Origin of the sequence: Enterobacter sp. RHBSTW-00901 (genome assembly GCF_014103115.1) — a bacterium.
In the GTDB taxonomy this organism is placed as follows: domain Bacteria; phylum Pseudomonadota; class Gammaproteobacteria; order Enterobacterales; family Enterobacteriaceae; genus Enterobacter; species Enterobacter cloacae_P.
Genome location: NZ_JABXPB010000001.1, coordinates 1856141 through 1873958 on the forward strand (window position 1 = coordinate 1856141; position 17818 = coordinate 1873958).

The window sequence follows — 17818 nt, forward strand, 5'->3', positions numbered from 1 at the left end:
TTAAGGAACGCTACGATCCGCCTCCTCACCGGAGGATCTACCATGACGTATCGCAGCAAAGTCGCAGTTGTCTATCTGCTGGGCTTTTTTCTTGATCTGATTAATATGTTTATCGCCAGCGTCGCTTTTCCGGCAATGGCTCACGCCTTTAACACCACGCCTTCAGCACTTTCCTGGGTCAGTAACGGGTACATTGCCGGTCTGACACTGGTGATCCCCTTCAGCACCGTGCTGACGCGCCGCATCGGGCCAAAGCGCGTTATCCTGCTTTCACTTTTTCTGTTCAGCGCAGCCTCTGCTGCAGCGGGCCTGTCATCCTCGCTGGAGAGCCTGATTGTCTGGCGAGTGCTGCAGGGGATTGGGGGTGGTTTGCTGATCCCGGTTGGACAGGCACTGACATGGCAACAATTTAAGCCCCACGAGCGCGCCAGACTCTCTTCAGCGGTCATGCTGGTTGCGTTGCTTGCCCCCGCTTGCTCACCCGCTATTGGGGGACTGCTGGTTCAGGCATTAAGCTGGCGCTGGATATTTTTCGCCACGCTCCCGGTTGCCATCGTGACCTTTGCTTTGGCCTGCCTGTGGCTTAAACACGAAATGCCACCGATGAAAGCAACCAGGCTGCTAAACCTGCCTTTGCTGACGGACCCGCTTTTACGTTTTTCCATGCTGGTCTATTTATGTGTCCCCGGCATGTTTATCGGGGTAAACGTCACGGGCATGTTTTATCTTCAGAGCGAGGCCAATATGACACCAGCCGCAACGGGGATACTTATGTTGCCGTGGTCTGTGGCATCGTTTATGGCCATCACGGCGACAGGACGCTATTTTAACCGTATCGGACCCCGGCCGCTGATTGTCCTCGGTTGCCTTTTGCAGGCAACGGGCATTCTGCTTTTGATTAACGCCAGTTCGGCAATGCTGTTACCTGCCGTTGCGTTTACCTTGATGGGCGCAGGCGGAAGCCTTTGCAGCAGTACGGCTCAGAGTAGCGCTTTTTTGACGACGCACCAGGAAGATATGCCGGATGCCAGCGCGCTGTGGAATCTTAATCGACAGTTAAGCTTTTTTGCAGGAGCCCTGTTGCTGGCGCAGGCGCTGAACCTGGCGCTGGCCTGGCTGACACCGCTCGCCGCGTGGCACGGGATGTTTATTTTTGCTGCAGGCATCACCTTACTGCCTGTACTGTATGTTTTTCGTCTTAACAATACGCAGGTGCTAACCCAGCTGCGACAGGAGAATTCATGACGCCTTTCGAACACGAAATTATCGACCTCCACATTGCGCTTGAAAACTGGTTAGGCAAAGGCGAAGGCGATCCCAGCGCCCTGCTCACCCGTTTCCGGCCAGATTTTCTGATGATCCCACCGGGTGGGGCACATTTCGACTATCAAGCCCTTGCCAGTTTCCTGGACAGTCAGCGCGGAAGCCGTCCCGGTCTGAAGATCGTCATTGATGAATTAACGACGCTACAAACCTGGAACAACGGCGCAGTGCTTCACTATCGGGAGACGCAAACCCGCCCGGAGCAGCCACTCAACGTTCGCTGGTCAACCGCGGTGCTCAATCAGGAAGGCGATCGGATAACGTGGCGTTTGCTGCACGAAACCGCGCAGCCGTAACACAAAAGAAAAAGGCTCGTCTCACGACGAGCCTTTTTTGACGAATGGTTGCTTACTCGCGGAACAGCGCTTCGATATTCAGCCCTTGCCCCTGCAGGATTTCACGCAGGCGACGCAGACCTTCAACCTGAATCTGGCGGACACGTTCACGGGTCAGGCCAATCTCACGGCCGACGTCTTCCAGTGTCGCAGCTTCATACCCCAGTAAACCGAAACGACGTGCCAGCACTTCACGCTGTTTGGCGTTCAGTTCGAACAGCCATTTGACGATGCTCTGTTTCATGTCATCGTCCTGCGTGGTGTCTTCCGGGCCGTTGTCTTTTTCATCGGCCAGGATGTCCAGCAGCGCTTTTTCGGAGTCGCCACCCAACGGGGTGTCAACTGAGGTAATGCGCTCGTTGAGACGCAGCATACGGCTTACGTCATCAACCGGTTTATCGAGTTGTTCGGCAATCTCTTCCGCACTTGGCTCGTGGTCCAGCTTATGGGACAACTCGCGCGCGGTACGCAGATAGACATTCAACTCTTTGACGATGTGGATTGGCAGGCGGATCGTACGGGTCTGGTTCATAATTGCCCGTTCGATAGTCTGACGAATCCACCAGGTAGCGTAAGTGGAGAAGCGGAACCCACGTTCCGGGTCAAACTTCTCTACTGCGCGGATGAGACCTAAGTTGCCCTCTTCAATCAGATCCAGCAGAGCCAGACCACGATTACCGTAACGACGGGCAATTTTCACGACCAGACGCAAGTTACTTTCAATCATGCGACGGCGCGAGGCAACATCACCACGCAAAGCACGACGTGCGAAATAGACTTCTTCTTCGGCCGTTAACAGTGGGGAGTAACCAATCTCCCCAAGGTAAAGCTGAGTCGCGTCCAGTACACGCTGTGTGGCTCCCTGCGATAACAGCTCTTCTTCAGCCAAATCGTTATCACTGGGTTCCTCTTCTACTAAGGCTTTTTCGTCAAAAGCCTCTGCTCCGTTCTCATCAAATTCCGCATCTTCATTTAAATCATGAACTTTCAGCGTATTCTGACTCATAAGGTGGCTCCTACCCGTGATCCCTGAACAAGACACCCAGGTTGGCATGCCCCGTCAAATTATCGCTGCGGTAGATACTGCAGCGGGTTTACGGATTTCCCCTTGTAACGAATTTCAAAATGCAAGCGTGTAGAACTGGTACCGGTGCTACCCATAGTAGCGATTTTTTGCCCCGCCTTAACTTCTTGTTGTTCCCGGAGCAGCATTGTGTCGTTATGGGCGTAGGCACTCAGGTAATCATCGTTATGTTTGATGATAATAAGATTACCGTAACCGCGCAGCGCGTTACCGGCATACACAACGCGCCCATCTGCGGTCGCGATGATAGCCTGTCCCTTACTTCCTGCGATATCGATCCCTTTGTTCCCACCTTCGGTAGAAGAGAAGTTCTCGATAACCTTGCCGTCAGTTGGCCAGCGCCATGCAGAGATAGGCGCACTGGTAGATGAACTGCTGGCAGTCGGTTCGATAGAGCTAACCACAGGTGCCGTAGTCGGTGCTGTGACAGCAGTCGCAGTCCCTTTATTATTCGGCAACATTTTGTTAGCACTCTGATCACCTGAATCTTCAGAATACGTAATTACAGGTTGCGAAGCAACCACCGTGGTGGTTTTTTGTTCAGGTTTAACGCTGTTATTTTGCGCCGTGACATCTGCCGCTGAAACGGTATTGCCCGGCGTGAGCGGTGTGCCCGTGGCGTTGCCGACCTGGAGCGTCTGACCGACTTCCAGTCCATACGGAGCCTGGACATTATTACGCTGAGCCAGGTCGCGGAAATCGTTCCCGGTGATCCACGCAATGTAGAACAGCGTGTCACCACGCTTCACGGTGTACGTACTGCCGCCGGTATAGCTCCCTTTTGGAATGTTCCCATACTGACGGTTATAAACTATGCGCCCATTTTGGGTCTGCACAGGCTGTTGCACTGGCTGAATCTGTGTTGGCTGCGATACCGGTTGCTTAACCGGTTGAATCTGCTTCGTCTGCTGTGTCGTGGAACCCATTTTTGGCGGAGGGGTGATCAACATTCCGCTGGACGTGTTACCCGATCCGCTGTTTCCGCCTACGGAACTCACAGACGCAGGTGCGTTACCAGAATTTGAACAACCTGCCAGCCATAGCGAAACCAGTGATAATGCCGCAACACGGCTGATGGTGAATTTAGGGCTTCCCGCGCTCATTTATCCCCCAGGAATGTGTTAACTACCAGTGACTTAAAAATAACCGTGATGGCTCGAACCTTTCGCGCCACACCATACGCTGAATTTGCCTTAATAACCCTGGATAATTCCGAGTCTCAGGCCAGCTCACCCTTAACGAGTGGGACGAAGCGCACGGCTTCCACGGTATCGATAATAAATTCGCCGCCGCGTCGACGAACGCGCTTCAAAAGCTGCTGCTCGTCCCCCACGGGCAGAACCAGAATGCCCCCTTCATCAAGCTGCGACAACAGTGCCGCAGGGATCTCAGGCGGAGCGGCCGTCACGATGATGGCATCGAATGGGGCTCGTGCCTGCCAACCCTGCCATCCATCACCGTGCCGTGTCGAAACATTATGTAAATCCAGTTGTTTCAGGCGACGACGCGCCTGCCACTGTAAACCTTTAATTCGCTCGACTGAGCAAACATGGTGAACCAGATGCGCCAGGATCGCCGTTTGATACCCCGACCCGGTGCCAATCTCCAGCACGCGGGACTCCGGCGTTAATTCCAGAAGTTCCGTCATGCGTGCCACCATGTAGGGCTGTGAAATCGTCTGGCCCTGCCCGATAGGCAACGCCACGTTTTCCCATGCTTTGTGTTCAAACGCCTCGTCAACAAACTTCTCGCGGGGAACCTGGGCAAGCGCATCCAACACATGCTCGTCAGTGATCCCCTGAGCGCGTAATTGTTCCAGAAGAGTTTGTACACGTTTGCTTACCATTGCGTGTTCACTCCAACGCGATCCAGCCAACCCGACACGACATCATGCGCGCTATAGGCGGTTAAATCTACGTGCAACGGCGTAACGGAAACGTATCCTTCATCTACGGCGGCAAAATCCGTATCCGGCCCGGCATCGCATTTTTCACCCGGTGGGCCAATCCAGTAGAGCGTATTGCCACGCGGATCCTGCTGCGGGATCACCTGGTCAGCCGGATGACGACTGCCACAGCGCGTCACACGAATGCCTTTGATTTCATTCAGCGGTAGATCGGGAACATTGATGTTAAGAATGCGGCCGGTACGCAGCGGTTCACGGCTCAGCGCCCGAAGAATCGAACAGGTGACTGCCGCCGCTGTGTCGTAATGCTTATGACCGTTAAGCGATACCGCCAGCGCCGGGAACCCCAGATGACGCCCTTCCATCGCGGCCGCCACGGTACCCGAGTAGATAACGTCATCGCCGAGATTTGGCCCGGCATTGATACCGGACACAACAATATCCGGACGCGGGCGCATCAGCGTATTCACGCCCAGGAACACACAGTCGGTCGGTGTGCCCATCTGCACGGAAATATCACCATTATCAAAGGTAAAGGTGCGAAGCGACGACTCCAGCGTCAATGAGTTAGACGCCCCACTGCGGTTACGATCGGGAGCCACTACCTGCACTTCTGCAAATTCGCGAAGATGTTTCGCCAGCGTCTGAATACCTGGCGCATGGATCCCGTCATCGTTACTCAGCAATATTCGCATAATCACCCGACGTGTTGATAAGTTCCCTGACAACACTGGTGGCAAAGCTACCTGCCGGCAGCCAGAAGCGTAACTCAACGGTCACGTCATCCCACCAGTTCCAGCTCAACTGTTGCGGGTAGAGCAGCATCGCACGGCGTGCCGCTTCGACTTTTTCCCGCACCAGCAATGATTGTAATTCTTGTGCATCTGCCACGGCTGACTGCTCAGCGGCCAGCGCAGCGCCCTGAGGGCCCCACTCGCCCGTACCGGGCAGCGCTGCGGTAATCATCAGCGCTTTGGCGTCCACGCGAGCCTGTACGTCAGCCATCTCTTCAGCCGTCGCCACAAACCAGCTTCCGCGTCCCGCTAATTGTAGCGCATCGCCGACAACAACTTGATTCGCGTCTGGTTTTTTCAGTCGTTCGCTCACAATCTGATTAAACAACGCACTGCGGGCCGCCGACAACCAAAAACTGCGTTTATTCCTGTCACGAACCGGTGCATCGCTTTGCGCCCAGCGCAGTGCGCCCTGCAGGTTACTGCCGCCGATCCCAAAGCGCTGTGCGCCAAAGTAGTTCGGCACGCCCTGCTCGCTGATGGCGTTCAGGCGTTTTTCGACGTCATCACGATTAGTGACTTCGCGCAGCACCAGTGTAAAGTCGTTACCTTTCAACGCCCCCAGACGCAGTTTGCGCTTATGGCGGGCATACTCCAGCACCTTACAGCCTTCGAGCTCAAATTGGCTTAAATCAGGCATCGCATTGCCCGGCACGCGCGCGCAAAGCCACTGTTCAGTGACCGCGTGTTTGTCTTTCTGCCCGGCGAAACTCACTTCGCGGGCGTGAATTTTCAGGAATTTCGCCAGCGCGTCGGCTACAAACCGGGTGTTGCAGCCGTTTTTCAGAACGCGTACCAGAATGTGCTCGCCTTCGCCGTCCGGCTCAAAACCTAAATCTTCCACTACGACGAAATCTTCAGGACTGGCTTTCAGCAGGCCGTTCCCCTGCGGTTTACCATGCAGGTACGTCAGGTCATCGAAATCGGTCATTTGGCCGCCTTCAGCAGCAGCGCCACGGCTTCACAGGCAATGCCTTCGCCACGGCCAGTAAACCCAAGTTTCTCAGTGGTGGTCGCTTTGACGTTGACGTCATCCATGTGGCAACCCAGATCTTCGGCAATAAACACGCGCATCTGTGGAATATGGGGCAGCATTTTGGGAGCCTGGGCGATGATCGTCACGTCAACGTTGCCCAGGGTGTAACCTTTAGCCTGAATACGACGCCAGGCTTCGCGCAGCAGCGCACGGCTGTCAACCCCTTTAAACGCCGGGTCGGTGTCCGGGAACAGCTTGCCGATATCACCCAGCGCGGCAGCTCCGAGCAGCGCGTCGGTTAAGGCATGCAGCGCCACGTCGCCATCAGAATGCGCCAGCAGACCTTTTTCATAAGGAATGCGTACGCCGCCAATGATAATTGGGCCTTCTCCGCCAAAGGCGTGTACATCAAAACCGTGTCCAATTCGCATTATGCCTTCTCCTGATGGGTCGAACGGGTAAGATAGAATTCCGCAAGCTGTAAATCTTCCGGGCGCGTCACTTTTATATTATCAGCGCGCCCTTCAACAAGGTCAGGATGAAAACCGCAATACTCCAGCGCCGAGGCTTCGTCCGTAATGGTCGCACCTTCTTTAAGCGCACGCGTTAAGCAGTTGTGGAGTAACTCGCGGGGGAAAAATTGTGGCGTCAGCGCGTGCCATAAATCGACGCGCTCAACGGTATGAGCAATGGCCAGTTTGCCCGGTTCGGCACGCTTCATGGTGTCGCGCACGGGTGCAGCCAGAATGCCGCCCACCTTGCTGGTTTCGCTAATTGCCAACAGGCGCGCCAGGTCATCCTGGTGCAGGCACGGACGTGCGGCATCGTGCACCAGAACCCACTGCGCATCTTTGGCAGCCTGAATGCCCGCCAGCACGGAGTCGGCGCGCTCGGCACCACCATCAACAACCGTTATCTGAGGATGATTTGCCAGCGGCAGTTGCGCGAAACGGGCATCACCCGGGCTGATGGCGATGACCACGCGCGTCACCCGCGGATGCGCCAGCAGCGCCGCCACGGAGTGCTCAAGGATCGTTTTATCACCAATAGAAAGGTATTGCTTGGGACATTCTGTCTGCATGCGCCGGCCAAAACCCGCAGCCGGCACCACGGCGCATACGTCCGAAAAAGTTACTGCCATGTCGTAATCCTGGGCCTGATTATCGATTATTCTGTGCTGAGCCCTGATTGCGTTTAGACGCATCCGGAACCAGACGATAAAAGGTTTCGCCCGGCTTAGTCATACTGAGTTCATTACGTGCGCGTTCCTCAATCGCCTCTTGCCCGCCATTGAGGTCATCAATTTCAGCAAAGAGTTGATCGTTTCGCGCCTTAAGTTTGGCGTTTGTTGCCTGCTGAGCCGCGACGTCATCGCTCACCCGGCTATAGTCGTGCAGCCCGTTCTTACCGAACCACAGCGAATATTGCAGCCAGACCAGCAAAGCCAGCAACAGCAGCGTTAGTTTACCCATCCTGCCCCCTGAAAAACGGCATCATCATCCCAAAACGCCCCCAGGACTCTACGCCGGGGTAACAGAGATGCCGCAACATCGCGGGCAAATGTACCACATTTTTTCCGCAGAATCGCCCTGCACAATATTGTCACACAGTTGGTTACGGTTTGAATTATGGCTGAACTTAGCCCATGAGCCACAAAAATAACAGCCCAAACATCAGAACCACCGTCACAATCGTGACCACGGTACTGTACAGGAGTTTGCCATTGAGTAGCGAATGCAGCGCAATGCCAACGACAACCGCCACGGGCATCAGCGCCAGGAAAAAAGGCCAGGTGTAGAGGAAGAAAAACAGCGTGTTACCGCCGTAGATCAGAAAAGGGATACCCAGCGCCAGTAACCACGAGGCGAAGCCGACGATGGCCCCAGGAAATGACCAGGTCGTCTCGTCGTCGGTCGATAACGGCTCCGACCCGGTGGTGATAATGTAGTTTTCGCTGTTGCGCATAGCTAATCCTGTGACCATGACTCACCGCTCGGGAAAACTGCCCCCGAACGATACCGCCTCAGGATCTGATAATATCGTCCCGTTTGAGCAGATCTAATAATTGGCTTACTAAATTTGTTACCAATTGTTGACCTTCCAGGTGAATTTCAGGCGATTCAGGCGCTTCGTATACCGCATCAATACCGGTGAAGTTCCGCAGCTCGCCCGCGCGGGCTTTCTTATAAAGCCCTTTGGGATCGCGCGCTTCGCAAACCGCCAGCGGGGTATCAACAAACACCTCGATAAAGCGATCCTGACCTACGCGCTCGCGCACCATCTGGCGCTCGGCGCGATGAGGTGAGATAAACGCGGTCAGCACTACCAGCCCGGCATCCGCCATCAGGCTGGCAACCTCCCCCACCCGACGGATATTTTCTTTGCGGTCTTCGTCGCTAAACCCTAAATCACTGCACAGGCCGTGGCGCACGTTGTCACCATCCAGCAGGTAAGTACTCACCCCTTGCTGGTGTAACGCCTCTTCCAGCGCGCCCGCTACCGTGGATTTACCGGAACCAGACAGCCCGGTAAACCACAGCACAACCCCACGGTGACCGTGGAGTTGCTCGCGCGCTGCGACGGTAACCGGATGAGGATGCCAGACGACGTTCTCATCATGATCGGCCATTATTTGCCTCCCAGCAGATCGCGTGCGCCCCAGTGCGGGAAGTGCTTACGCACCAGCGCGTTCAGCTCCAGCTCAAAGGCGCTGAATTCGGATGGCACGGCGGCCTGGCCGTTGGGCTCGCGCACCATACCGGCCCCGACGGTGACGTTAGAAATCCTGTCGATAAAGATCAGCCCACCGGTGACCGGGTTATGCTGGTATTTATCCAGCACCAGCGGTTCATCAAAGGTCAGATCCACCAGCCCAATCCCGTTCAGCGGCAGCCCGGTGACTTCGCGCTGGGTCAGATTGTTGATGTCCACCTGGAACTGAATGCCGTCCACGCGGGCACGGGTTTTCTTACCCGCAATTTTAATGTCGTAGCTTTGGCCAGCGGCCAGCGGCTGTTCAGCCATCCACACCACATCAACGGCAGCGCCCTGCACCGCCGCCAGCGTTTCGTGAGCATCTACCAGCAGGTCACCCCGGCTGATATCAATCTCATCTTTCAGCACCAGCGTCACCGCTTCACCTGCACCGGCTTCCGACAGATCGCCATCAAAGGTCACGATGCGGGCAATGGCCGATTCCACACCCGACGGCAGCACTTTCACACGCTGGCCAACCTTCACGCTACCGGAAGCAAGCGTGCCGGAGAAGCCGCGGAAATCAAGGTTCGGACGGTTAACGTACTGCACCGGGAAGCGCATAGGCTGAGTGTCAACCACGCGCTGAATCTCTACGGTTTCCAGCACTTCCAGCAGCGTCGGGCCACTGTACCACGGCATGTTTTCGCTCTGGGACGCGACATTATCGCCTTCCAGTGCAGAGAGCGGCACAAAGCGAATATCCAGATTACCCGGCAGTTGTTCGGCAAAGGTCAGGTAGCTCTGGCGGATCTCCCCGAACTTCTCTTCGCTGAAGTTCACCAGATCCATTTTGTTCACCGCCACCACCAGGTGTTTGATCCCCAACAGCGTGGAGATAAAGCTATGGCGACGGGTTTGATCCAGCACGCCTTTACGGGCGTCGATCAGCAGGATCGCCAGCTCACAGGTGGACGCACCGGTCGCCATGTTACGGGTGTACTGCTCATGCCCCGGGGTGTCGGCAATAATAAATTTGCGCTTCTCTGTGGAGAAATAGCGGTAGGCCACATCAATGGTGATGCCCTGCTCGCGTTCCGCCTGCAGACCATCAACCAGCAGCGCCAGGTCGAGTTTTTCACCCTGGGTGCCGTGACGCTTGCTGTCATTGTGCAGGGACGAGAGCTGATCTTCATAAATCTGGCGCGTGTCGTGCAGCAGACGGCCAATCAGGGTACTTTTCCCGTCATCGACGCTGCCACAGGTCAGAAAACGCAGCAGGCTTTTGTGCTGCTGTGCGTGCAGGTAAGCTTCTACGCCGCCTTCATCAGCAATTTGTTGGGCAATTGTGGTGTTCATGGCGGCTCCTTAGAAATAACCCTGACGTTTCTTCAGCTCCATCGAGCCTGCCTGGTCGCGGTCAATCACGCGGCCCTGTCGCTCACTGGTGGTCGACACCAGCATCTCCTCGATGATCTCCGGCAGCGTCTGCGCGTGAGATTCCACCGCGCCGGTCAGCGGCCAGCAGCCGAGAGTACGGAAACGCACCATCTGTTTTTTGATCACTTCACCCGGCTGCAGGTCAATGCGATCGTCGTCGATCATCATCAGCATGCCATCGCGTTCCAGAACCGGACGTTCTGCCGCCAGATACAGTGGAACGATTTCAATATTTTCCAGATAGATATACTGCCAGATATCCAGCTCGGTCCAGTTAGAAAGCGGGAAGACGCGAATGCTTTCGCCTTTGTTAATCTGGCCGTTGTAGTTGTGCCACAGCTCCGGACGCTGATTTTTCGGGTCCCAGCGGTGGAAACGGTCGCGGAAGGAGTAAATACGCTCTTTGGCACGGGATTTCTCTTCATCACGGCGTGCACCGCCAAAGACGGCATCAAAACCGTATTTATTCAGCGCCTGCTTCAAGCCTTCGGTTTTCATGATATCGGTATGTTTGGCGCTGCCGTGTACAAACGGGTTAATGCCCATCGCCACCCCTTCCGGGTTTTTATGCACCAACAGCTCACAGCCGTAGGCTTTCGCAGTACGGTCGCGGAATTCATACATCTCGCGGAATTTCCAGCCGGTATCAACGTGCAGCAGCGGGAACGGCAGCGTGCCCGGATAAAACGCTTTACGCGCCAGGTGCAGCATCACGCTGGAATCTTTGCCGATGGAGTACATCATCACCGGGTTAGAGAACTCAGCTGCCACTTCGCGGATAATATGGATACTTTCCGCTTCGAGTTGCCGCAGGTGAGTAAGTCGTTTTTGGTCCATAACCGTTCCTTAAGCCAGAATCACCGCAGAAGAACGGAAGTTCTCTGCGTCTGTTGTATGTTGAACGTGCTGTGCAACTAACAACCGGGAATAGTGGGACTATAGGGGGCGGCTTAGATCGAATGAAATTACGAATTGGAATGAGTAGTTACTCAATGGAATAACGACACAGAAATACAAATATCAAAAAGTGCTTAACATGCGAAATATCGGGCATTTAAGAGCATTTCAAATTGTGCATACGGGATCACAGTTTCATACTAAGCAGGTTAAAAATTTGCTCTGTTTTTAAGGACTCACTATGTTATCCGCAACGCGCCACCGTATGGCTGCCCTGGCGCTCGGCGTTTGCTTTATCCTTCCGGCTCAGGCAAAAAATCAACCGTATGGTGAAATCGCCAATATGCAGGCGCGGCACATTGCAACGGTCTTTCCTGGTCGCATGACCGGCACGCCAGCAGAGATGCTCTCTGCAGACTATATTCGCCAGCAGTTTGCGGATATGGGTTACCAAAGTGATATCCGGTCGTTCCACAGCCGCTACATCTATACCTCACGCAACAAAACGAAAAACTGGCATAACGTGACCGGCAGCACCGTCATTGCTGCACACGAGGGTCACGCCGCCCAGCAGATTATTATTATGGCGCATCTCGATACCTACGCGCCGATGAGCGATGCCGATATCGATAATAACCTCGGCGGGCTGACGCTGCAGGGAATGGATGATAACGCGGCCGGTCTGGGCGTCATGCTCGAACTGGCCGAGCGCATGAAGAATGTCCCGACAAAATACGGAATTCGCTTTGTCGCGACCAGCGGTGAAGAAGAAGGAAAACTCGGCGCTGAGAATATCCTTAAGCGCATGAGTGCAGAAGAGAAGAAAAATACGCTGCTGGTGATTAACCTCGATAACCTGATCGTGGGCGATAAGCTCTATTTCAACAGCGGACAAAGTACCCCTGGCACCGTGCGTAAACTCACGCGAGACCGGGCGCTGGCCATTGCCCGTAATCAGGGTGTGTATGCTACCAGCAATCCTGGCGGCAACCCGGCGCATCCAAAAGGAACCGCCTGTTGTTCCGACGGTGAAGTATTCGACAAAGCGGGTATTCCGGTACTGTACGTTGAGGCCACTAACTGGACGCTGGGCAAGAAAGATGGCTATCAACAGCGTGCCAAATCGAAAGCCTTCCCGGACGGGACAAGCTGGCATGACATCAGACTGGATAATCAGCAGCACATTGATAGCGCGCTACCGCAAAGAATTGAACACCGCAGTCGCGATGTGGTGAAAGTGATGTTGCCGCTGGTGAAAGAACTGGCGAAAGCAAATAAGGCTTAGTGCTGCCTGATGCCCTCACCCCGACCCTCTCCCACAGGGAGAGGGAGGATATAGGATCACCCCGCCCCTCTCCCACAGGGAGAGGGAGGATATGGGATCACCCCGCCCCTCTCCCATGTACGGTCCGGGGACATGGGATCACCCTTCGTGCAACCCGCACTCGCGCTTCAGCCCAAAGAATCGCGTCTCTTCTTCCGCCATTCCCGGCTCCCATTTACGCGTGGTGTGGGTATCGCCGACTGACAGATAGCCCTGATCCCACAGCGGATGGTACTTCAGCCCGTGTTTTTGCAGGTACTGGTAAACCGTACGGTTATCCCAGTCAATAATCGGCAGCACTTTGAACACACCGCGCTGAACAGCCAGCACCGGCAATGTCGCCCGGCTACCGGACTGCTCGCGGCGCAGGCCCGCAAACCAGGTCTGCGCGTTGAGCTCTTTCAGCGCACAGTTCATCGGCTCGACTTTGTTGATCTCATTGTATTTCTCAATGCCATCAACACCCTGCTCCCACAGCTTGCCGTAACGCGCCTCCTGCCAGGCCGCGCTCTGCTCTGCACGGTAGACTTTCAGGTTCAGTTTGAGCGTGTCCGTCAGCTCATCAATAAACTGGTAGGTTTCCGGGAACAGGTAGCCGGTATCGGTGAGGATCACCGGAATGTCCGGTCGAATTTGATTCACCAGATGCAGGCTGACCGCCGCCTGGATACCAAAACTCGACGAGAGAACATAGTCACCCGGCAGGTTTTCCAGCGCCCACGCCACTCGCCCTTCGGCGTCCAGTTTTTCCAGCTCTGCGTTGGTTTCCGCCAGTGCCAGAATACGTTCAACTTTTGGCAGTTCGTTAAGGGCGTTTAGATCGAGTACGGACATAATTACCTCTCGTGGTTACTCCCAGAAATCCCGTGCGGGATCGAGCACCGGGCGAATGATGCCCGCACGCACCGTAAAGTCACCGAAGCCTTCACCCGCTTCGCGCTCTTTCGCCCAGCGCCCGACAAGCTCGTCAATGGAATCGAGAATTTCCGGTTCCGTAATATTTTCGCGATACATACGCGGAATGCGTGTACCCATCCGGTTGCCGCCGAGATGCACGTTGTAGCGGCCCGGTGCTTTACCGACCAGCCCAAGTTCGGCCAGCATCGCGCGGCCACAACCGTTCGGACAACCGGTCACACGCATCACAATGTGCTCTTCAGGAATACCGTGCTTTTCCAGAATCGCTTCCACTTTATCGGTGAACGACGGCAGGAAGCGTTCGGCTTCCGCCATCGCCAGCGGACAGGTCGGGAATGACACGCAGGCCATCGAGTTTTCACGCTGCGGTTTGACCGCATTCATCAACCCGTGATCGCGTGCCAGCTTCTCGATCTTCGCCTTTTGGCTATCCGGCACACCGGCAATGATCAGGTTCTGGTTGGCGGTAATGCGGAACTCACCTTTGTGGATCTTAGCAATTTCCAGCAGACCGGTTTTCAGCGGACGACCTGGATAATCCAGAATACGACCGTTTTCGATAAACAGCGTCAGGTGCCATTTATTGTCGATACCTTTTACCCAGCCGATGCGATCGCCACGACCGGTGAATTCGTATGGACGGATCGGCTCAAACTTAATACCCGCTCGACGCTCTACTTCCTCTTTGAACGTCTCGACGCCTACGCGCTCCAGGGTGTATTTGGTTTTCGCGTTTTTACGATCGGTACGGTTACCCCAGTCACGCTGAGTGGTGACTACCGCTTCCGCCACGGCCAGCGTGTGCTCCAGCGGCAGGAAGCCGAACTCGCTCGCGGTGCGGGCATAGGTCTTCTTGTTACCGTGTTCAATGGACAAACCGCCGCCCACCAGCAGATTAAAGCCCACCAGCTTGCCGTTTTCGGCAATCGCCACAAAGTTCATGTCGTTGGCGTGCAGATCGATATCGTTCTGCGGCGGGATCACCACCGTGGTTTTGAACTTACGCGGCAGGTAGGTCTGGCCGAGGATCGGTTCTTCGTCGGTGGTGGCGACTTTTTCCTGATCGAGCCAGATCTCCGCATAAGCGCGGGTACGTGGCAACAGATGCTCAGAAATTTTCTTCGCCCACTCATACGCTTCTGCATGCAGTTCGGACTCAAACGGGTTCGAGGTGCACAGCACGTTACGGTTCATATCGTTGGCGGTCGCCAGCGCGTCCAGGCCAACAGAGTGCAGCATCTGGTGTACCGGCTTCACGTTCTTCTTCAGAATACCGTGGAACTGGAAGGTCTGACGGTTGGTCAGACGAATGCTACCGTAAATAGTATTGTCATGGGCAAATTTGTCGATCGCCTGCCACTGTTTGGTGGTGATAACCCCACCCGGCAGACGACAGCGCAGCAGCATCGCATGACGCGGCTCCAGCTTTTGTTCAGCACGCTCGGCGCGGATGTCACGGTCGTCCTGCTGGTACATACCGTGGAAACGGATCAACAGGAAGTTATCGCCTTTGAAACCGCCGGTCAGACCGTCATTTAAATCTTCGGCAATGGTGCCGCGCAGGTAGTTACTCTCAACCTTCATGCGCTCGGCATCAGACAGTTTGCCTTCGACCACCAGTGGGCCAGGATGTTTTTCACTCATTAGTAGACATCTCGCTGATAACGGCGCTCAACGCGCAGCTCACTTAAAAATTCATCCGCCGTTTCGGCATCCATACCGCCGAATTCGGCAATCACGTCCAGTAACGTCTGCTCAACGTCTTTCGCCATGCGATTGGCGTCGCCGCAGACATAAATATGGGCACCGTCATTGATCCAGCGCCACAGCTCTGCACCCTGTTCGCGCAGTTTGTCTTGTACGTAGACTTTTTCTTTTTGGTCGCGAGACCAGGCCAGATCGATGCGCGAGAGTACGCCTTCTTTGACGTAGCGCTGCCATTCAACCTGGTAGAGGAAATCGTCGGTAAAGTGCGGGTTGCCGAAGAACAGCCAGTTTTTGCCCGGCGCTTCATTTGCTGCGCGCTGCTGCATAAATGAACGGAACGGTGCAATACCGGTGCCCGGGCCAATCATAATGACCGGCGTCTCCGGGTTTGCTGGCAGACGGAAGTTATCGTTGTGCTCGATAAAGATCCGGACTTCGCCCTCTTCTTCTACACGGTCAGCCAGGAAGCCTGATGCTCCCCCCGTACGCGCACGGCCTTCGATGTCATAACGCACCACGCCCACGGTGACATGCACTTCGCTCTCCACTTCTGCCTGCGAAGAGGCGATGGAGTACAGGCGCGGCGTCAGTGGACGCAGCAGGCTAATCAGCGCATCGGCATCCAGTTGAGCAGGAGAGAAACGCACCATATCGACAATCGGGGTAGTTGCCGCGTAATGCTGCAATTTCGCCTTGTCGCCAACCAGCGGCAGCAGTGATTCGCTGCGCGTTAAGGTGGCATAGTTCTCAACGATATTGATGGTGTTTACCGTCAGCTCGAAATGCCACTGCAGCGCTTCGCTGAGCGGCAGTGTTTTACCTTCCACGGTGACAGGTTCGTTACCTTTCAACCACAGCAATTCAACCAGCTCTTTCACCAGCGCAGGATCGTTCTGATACCAGACCCCCAGCGCATCACCGGGTTGATAACGCAGACCCGAGTCACCAAGATCGATTTCGATATGACGCACATCTTTTTCAGAGTCACGGCCAGTAATTTTTTGGTTAACGGAAAGCGTCGCCGTCAGCGGAGTCTCTTTGGTGTATGGCGTGGAGTGAATATCATTGACGGCCCCCGTCGCCGTGAGTGTTGCCTGCGCCGATGTCTCTTTCGGAACACGGGCTTTCAGCACCTCAACAATACGCGAGCGCCATTCAGCTGCCGCAGTCTGGTATTCCACATCGGCGTCGACTCTGTCCAGCAGGCGCTCTGCGCCCAGTTCCGCCAGTTTGCTGTCAAAATCTTTACCTGACTGGCAGAAGAATTCATAGGAGGTATCGCCCAGGCCGAACACGGCAAAGGCAGTGCCCGCCAGTTTTGGCGCTTTTTTCGAGAACAGGAACTTATGCAATGCCACCGCTTCTTCAGCAGGCTCACCCTCACCCTGCGTTGAAGCCACAACCACCAGCAGTTTTTCTGACGCGATTTGTTTGAATTTATAATCCCCGGCGTTCACCAGGTTCACGTGCAGTTTGGCTGCGAGCAGATCATCACGTAGCGCTTCGGCAACACGGCGGGCATTGCCCGTCTGCGAGGCGGAGATAAGCGTAATGGCCGGGGTCTCAACGGCAGTCGCAGGAGCAGCAACAACGGCTCCTGCCTGTTGGTTAAGCATTCCCCAGAAATAGCCGGACACCCAGGCAAGCTGAGTGGGTGAAAAATCAGTGGTGGCAGCCTGAAGGCGCGCCAGTTGCTCCGGGTTCAGGGGAAGCAAGTTTGAAGGTGGGGCCTGTGTTGTCATGCGTCGTTATGTTCCAGTAGCAAAGCGGAATTTATGCAAAAAGACCAAACTAGGGATAAGGTTAACGGCGGGGATAATAACAATTAAAGAAGGGATGGAAATAATAAATAACCAAATGGACTAACCTGTTTTAGTTATCGTTCTTAACGATAAAACCGATTATTTAACAGATTGAAATTAAAAGATAAAAAACAGGAAAAGTGTCTGACAGGCAGGGTTCACACCTTAAAGCCGTTTTAGTTAATGATAAAAATTGTGCTTTCCGGTACTATGCGGCGGTTTTTTCCGCATTACTGAGAGCGATGATGTCCACCACACTGTTTAAAGATTTCACCTTCGAAGCCGCCCACCGCCTTCCGCATGTCCCTGAAGGGCATAAATGTGGCCGCCTGCACGGGCACTCGTTTATGGTGCGTCTTGAGATCACCGGTGAAGTCGATCCGCATACGGGTTGGATCATGGACTTTGCCGAACTGAAGGCCGCCTTCAAACCAACCTACGATCGTCTGGATCACTACTATCTGAATGACATCCCGGGCCTTGAAAACCCGACCAGCGAAGTGCTGGCAAAATGGGTCTGGGATCAGATGAAACCGCTGGTACCACTGCTGAGCGCGGTGATGATCAAAGAAACCTGTACGGCAGGCTGCGTATATCGCGGAGAGTAAAAAAAGCCCG

19 protein-coding genes are annotated in these 17818 nt (G+C 54.9%); 4 read left to right on the forward strand and 15 right to left on the reverse strand.

Annotation, left to right across the window (positions count from 1 at the left end; genetic code table 11):
• Positions 1-42: 42 nt before the first annotated feature.
• Both HV318_RS08895 and HV318_RS08900 read left to right on the forward strand, forming a co-directional pair.
• Entirely contained in the window at positions 43-1245 is a 1203-nt protein-coding gene (locus HV318_RS08895; protein ID WP_182272459.1) for an MFS transporter, read from the forward strand.
• Positions 1242-1619: a DUF4440 domain-containing protein gene (locus HV318_RS08900; RefSeq protein WP_182272460.1), complete on the forward strand. Its 378-nt coding sequence runs from the start codon at positions 1242-1244 to the stop codon at positions 1617-1619. The genes HV318_RS08895 and HV318_RS08900 overlap by 4 nt, the downstream gene beginning before the upstream one ends.
• Positions 1620-1671: 52 nt before the next feature.
• Here the strand turns inward: HV318_RS08900 and rpoS are convergent, their stop codons facing one another.
• From rpoS to cysD, 12 genes are all read right to left on the reverse strand, one after another.
• Positions 1672-2664 (reverse strand): RNA polymerase sigma factor RpoS, encoded by a 993-nt coding sequence (gene rpoS / locus HV318_RS08905; RefSeq protein ID WP_013098493.1) that lies wholly within the window; start codon positions 2662-2664, stop codon positions 1672-1674.
• 59 nt (positions 2665-2723) lie between these two features.
• Positions 2724-3845, reverse strand: coding sequence for a murein hydrolase activator NlpD (gene nlpD, locus HV318_RS08910; protein ID WP_182272461.1), 1122 nt, complete (start codon positions 3843-3845; stop codon positions 2724-2726).
• 116 nt (positions 3846-3961) lie between these two features.
• Complete coding sequence (locus HV318_RS08915) at positions 3962-4588, reverse strand: protein-L-isoaspartate(D-aspartate) O-methyltransferase (RefSeq protein ID WP_182272462.1); 627 nt, start codon at positions 4586-4588, stop codon at positions 3962-3964.
• Entirely contained in the window at positions 4582-5343 is a 762-nt protein-coding gene (gene surE / locus HV318_RS08920; protein ID WP_182272463.1) for a 5'/3'-nucleotidase SurE, read from the reverse strand. The genes HV318_RS08915 and surE overlap by 7 nt, the downstream gene beginning before the upstream one ends.
• Positions 5324-6373 (reverse strand): tRNA pseudouridine(13) synthase TruD, encoded by a 1050-nt coding sequence (gene truD, locus HV318_RS08925; RefSeq protein WP_182272464.1) that lies wholly within the window; start codon positions 6371-6373, stop codon positions 5324-5326. The genes surE and truD overlap by 20 nt, the downstream gene beginning before the upstream one ends.
• Positions 6370-6849, reverse strand: coding sequence for a 2-C-methyl-D-erythritol 2,4-cyclodiphosphate synthase (ispF, locus tag HV318_RS08930; RefSeq protein WP_182272465.1), 480 nt, complete (start codon positions 6847-6849; stop codon positions 6370-6372). Before ispF ends, truD begins: the two co-directional genes overlap by 4 nt.
• Entirely contained in the window at positions 6849-7559 is a 711-nt protein-coding gene (ispD, locus tag HV318_RS08935; protein WP_182272466.1) for a 2-C-methyl-D-erythritol 4-phosphate cytidylyltransferase, read from the reverse strand. Before ispD ends, ispF begins: the two co-directional genes overlap by 1 nt.
• Before the next feature lie 19 nt (positions 7560-7578).
• Positions 7579-7890 carry a cell division protein FtsB gene (gene ftsB / locus HV318_RS08940; protein WP_003862095.1) on the reverse strand — a complete coding sequence of 104 codons (312 nt, stop codon included), beginning with the start codon at positions 7888-7890 and terminating at the stop codon, positions 7579-7581.
• Between the two features lie 166 nt (positions 7891-8056).
• Positions 8057-8383 (reverse strand): DUF3561 family protein, encoded by a 327-nt coding sequence (locus HV318_RS08945; protein ID WP_182272467.1) that lies wholly within the window; start codon positions 8381-8383, stop codon positions 8057-8059.
• A 58-nt stretch (positions 8384-8441) separates the two neighbouring features.
• On the reverse strand, positions 8442-9047 hold the full coding sequence (cysC, locus tag HV318_RS08950; protein ID WP_182272468.1) for an adenylyl-sulfate kinase: 606 nt from the start codon (positions 9045-9047) through the stop codon (positions 8442-8444).
• Positions 9047-10471, reverse strand: coding sequence for a sulfate adenylyltransferase subunit CysN (gene cysN, locus HV318_RS08955; RefSeq protein WP_182272469.1), 1425 nt, complete (start codon positions 10469-10471; stop codon positions 9047-9049). Before cysN ends, cysC begins: the two co-directional genes overlap by 1 nt.
• Before the next feature lie 9 nt (positions 10472-10480).
• Positions 10481-11389 carry a sulfate adenylyltransferase subunit CysD gene (gene cysD, locus HV318_RS08960; protein WP_182272470.1) on the reverse strand — a complete coding sequence of 303 codons (909 nt, stop codon included), beginning with the start codon at positions 11387-11389 and terminating at the stop codon, positions 10481-10483.
• Positions 11390-11690: 301 nt separating this feature from the next.
• On the opposite strand from cysD, the gene HV318_RS08965 reads away from it, so the two are divergent.
• A complete protein-coding gene (locus HV318_RS08965) occupies positions 11691-12734 on the forward strand; it encodes an aminopeptidase (protein WP_182272471.1) in 1044 nt (347 codons plus the stop codon).
• Between the two features lie 138 nt (positions 12735-12872).
• Here HV318_RS08965 and cysH read toward each other — a convergent pair whose 3' ends face one another.
• From cysH to cysJ, 3 genes are read right to left on the reverse strand one after another with little or no spacing between them, the layout of a single operon-like run.
• The gene (gene cysH / locus HV318_RS08970) at positions 12873-13607 is read right to left on the reverse strand and encodes a phosphoadenosine phosphosulfate reductase (RefSeq protein ID WP_182272472.1); all 735 of its coding nucleotides are present in this window, start codon (positions 13605-13607) and stop codon (positions 12873-12875) included.
• 15 nt (positions 13608-13622) lie between these two features.
• Positions 13623-15335: an assimilatory sulfite reductase (NADPH) hemoprotein subunit gene (gene cysI, locus HV318_RS08975; RefSeq protein ID WP_182272473.1), complete on the reverse strand. Its 1713-nt coding sequence runs from the start codon at positions 15333-15335 to the stop codon at positions 13623-13625.
• Positions 15335-17140 (reverse strand): NADPH-dependent assimilatory sulfite reductase flavoprotein subunit, encoded by a 1806-nt coding sequence (cysJ, locus tag HV318_RS08980; protein ID WP_182272474.1) that lies wholly within the window; start codon positions 17138-17140, stop codon positions 15335-15337. The genes cysI and cysJ overlap by 1 nt, the downstream gene beginning before the upstream one ends.
• 302 nt (positions 17141-17442) lie before the next feature.
• On the opposite strand from cysJ, the gene queD reads away from it, so the two are divergent.
• A complete protein-coding gene (gene queD / locus HV318_RS08985; RefSeq protein ID WP_182272475.1) occupies positions 17443-17808 on the forward strand; it encodes a 6-carboxytetrahydropterin synthase QueD in 366 nt (121 codons plus the stop codon).
• Positions 17809-17818: the final 10 nt, after the last annotated feature.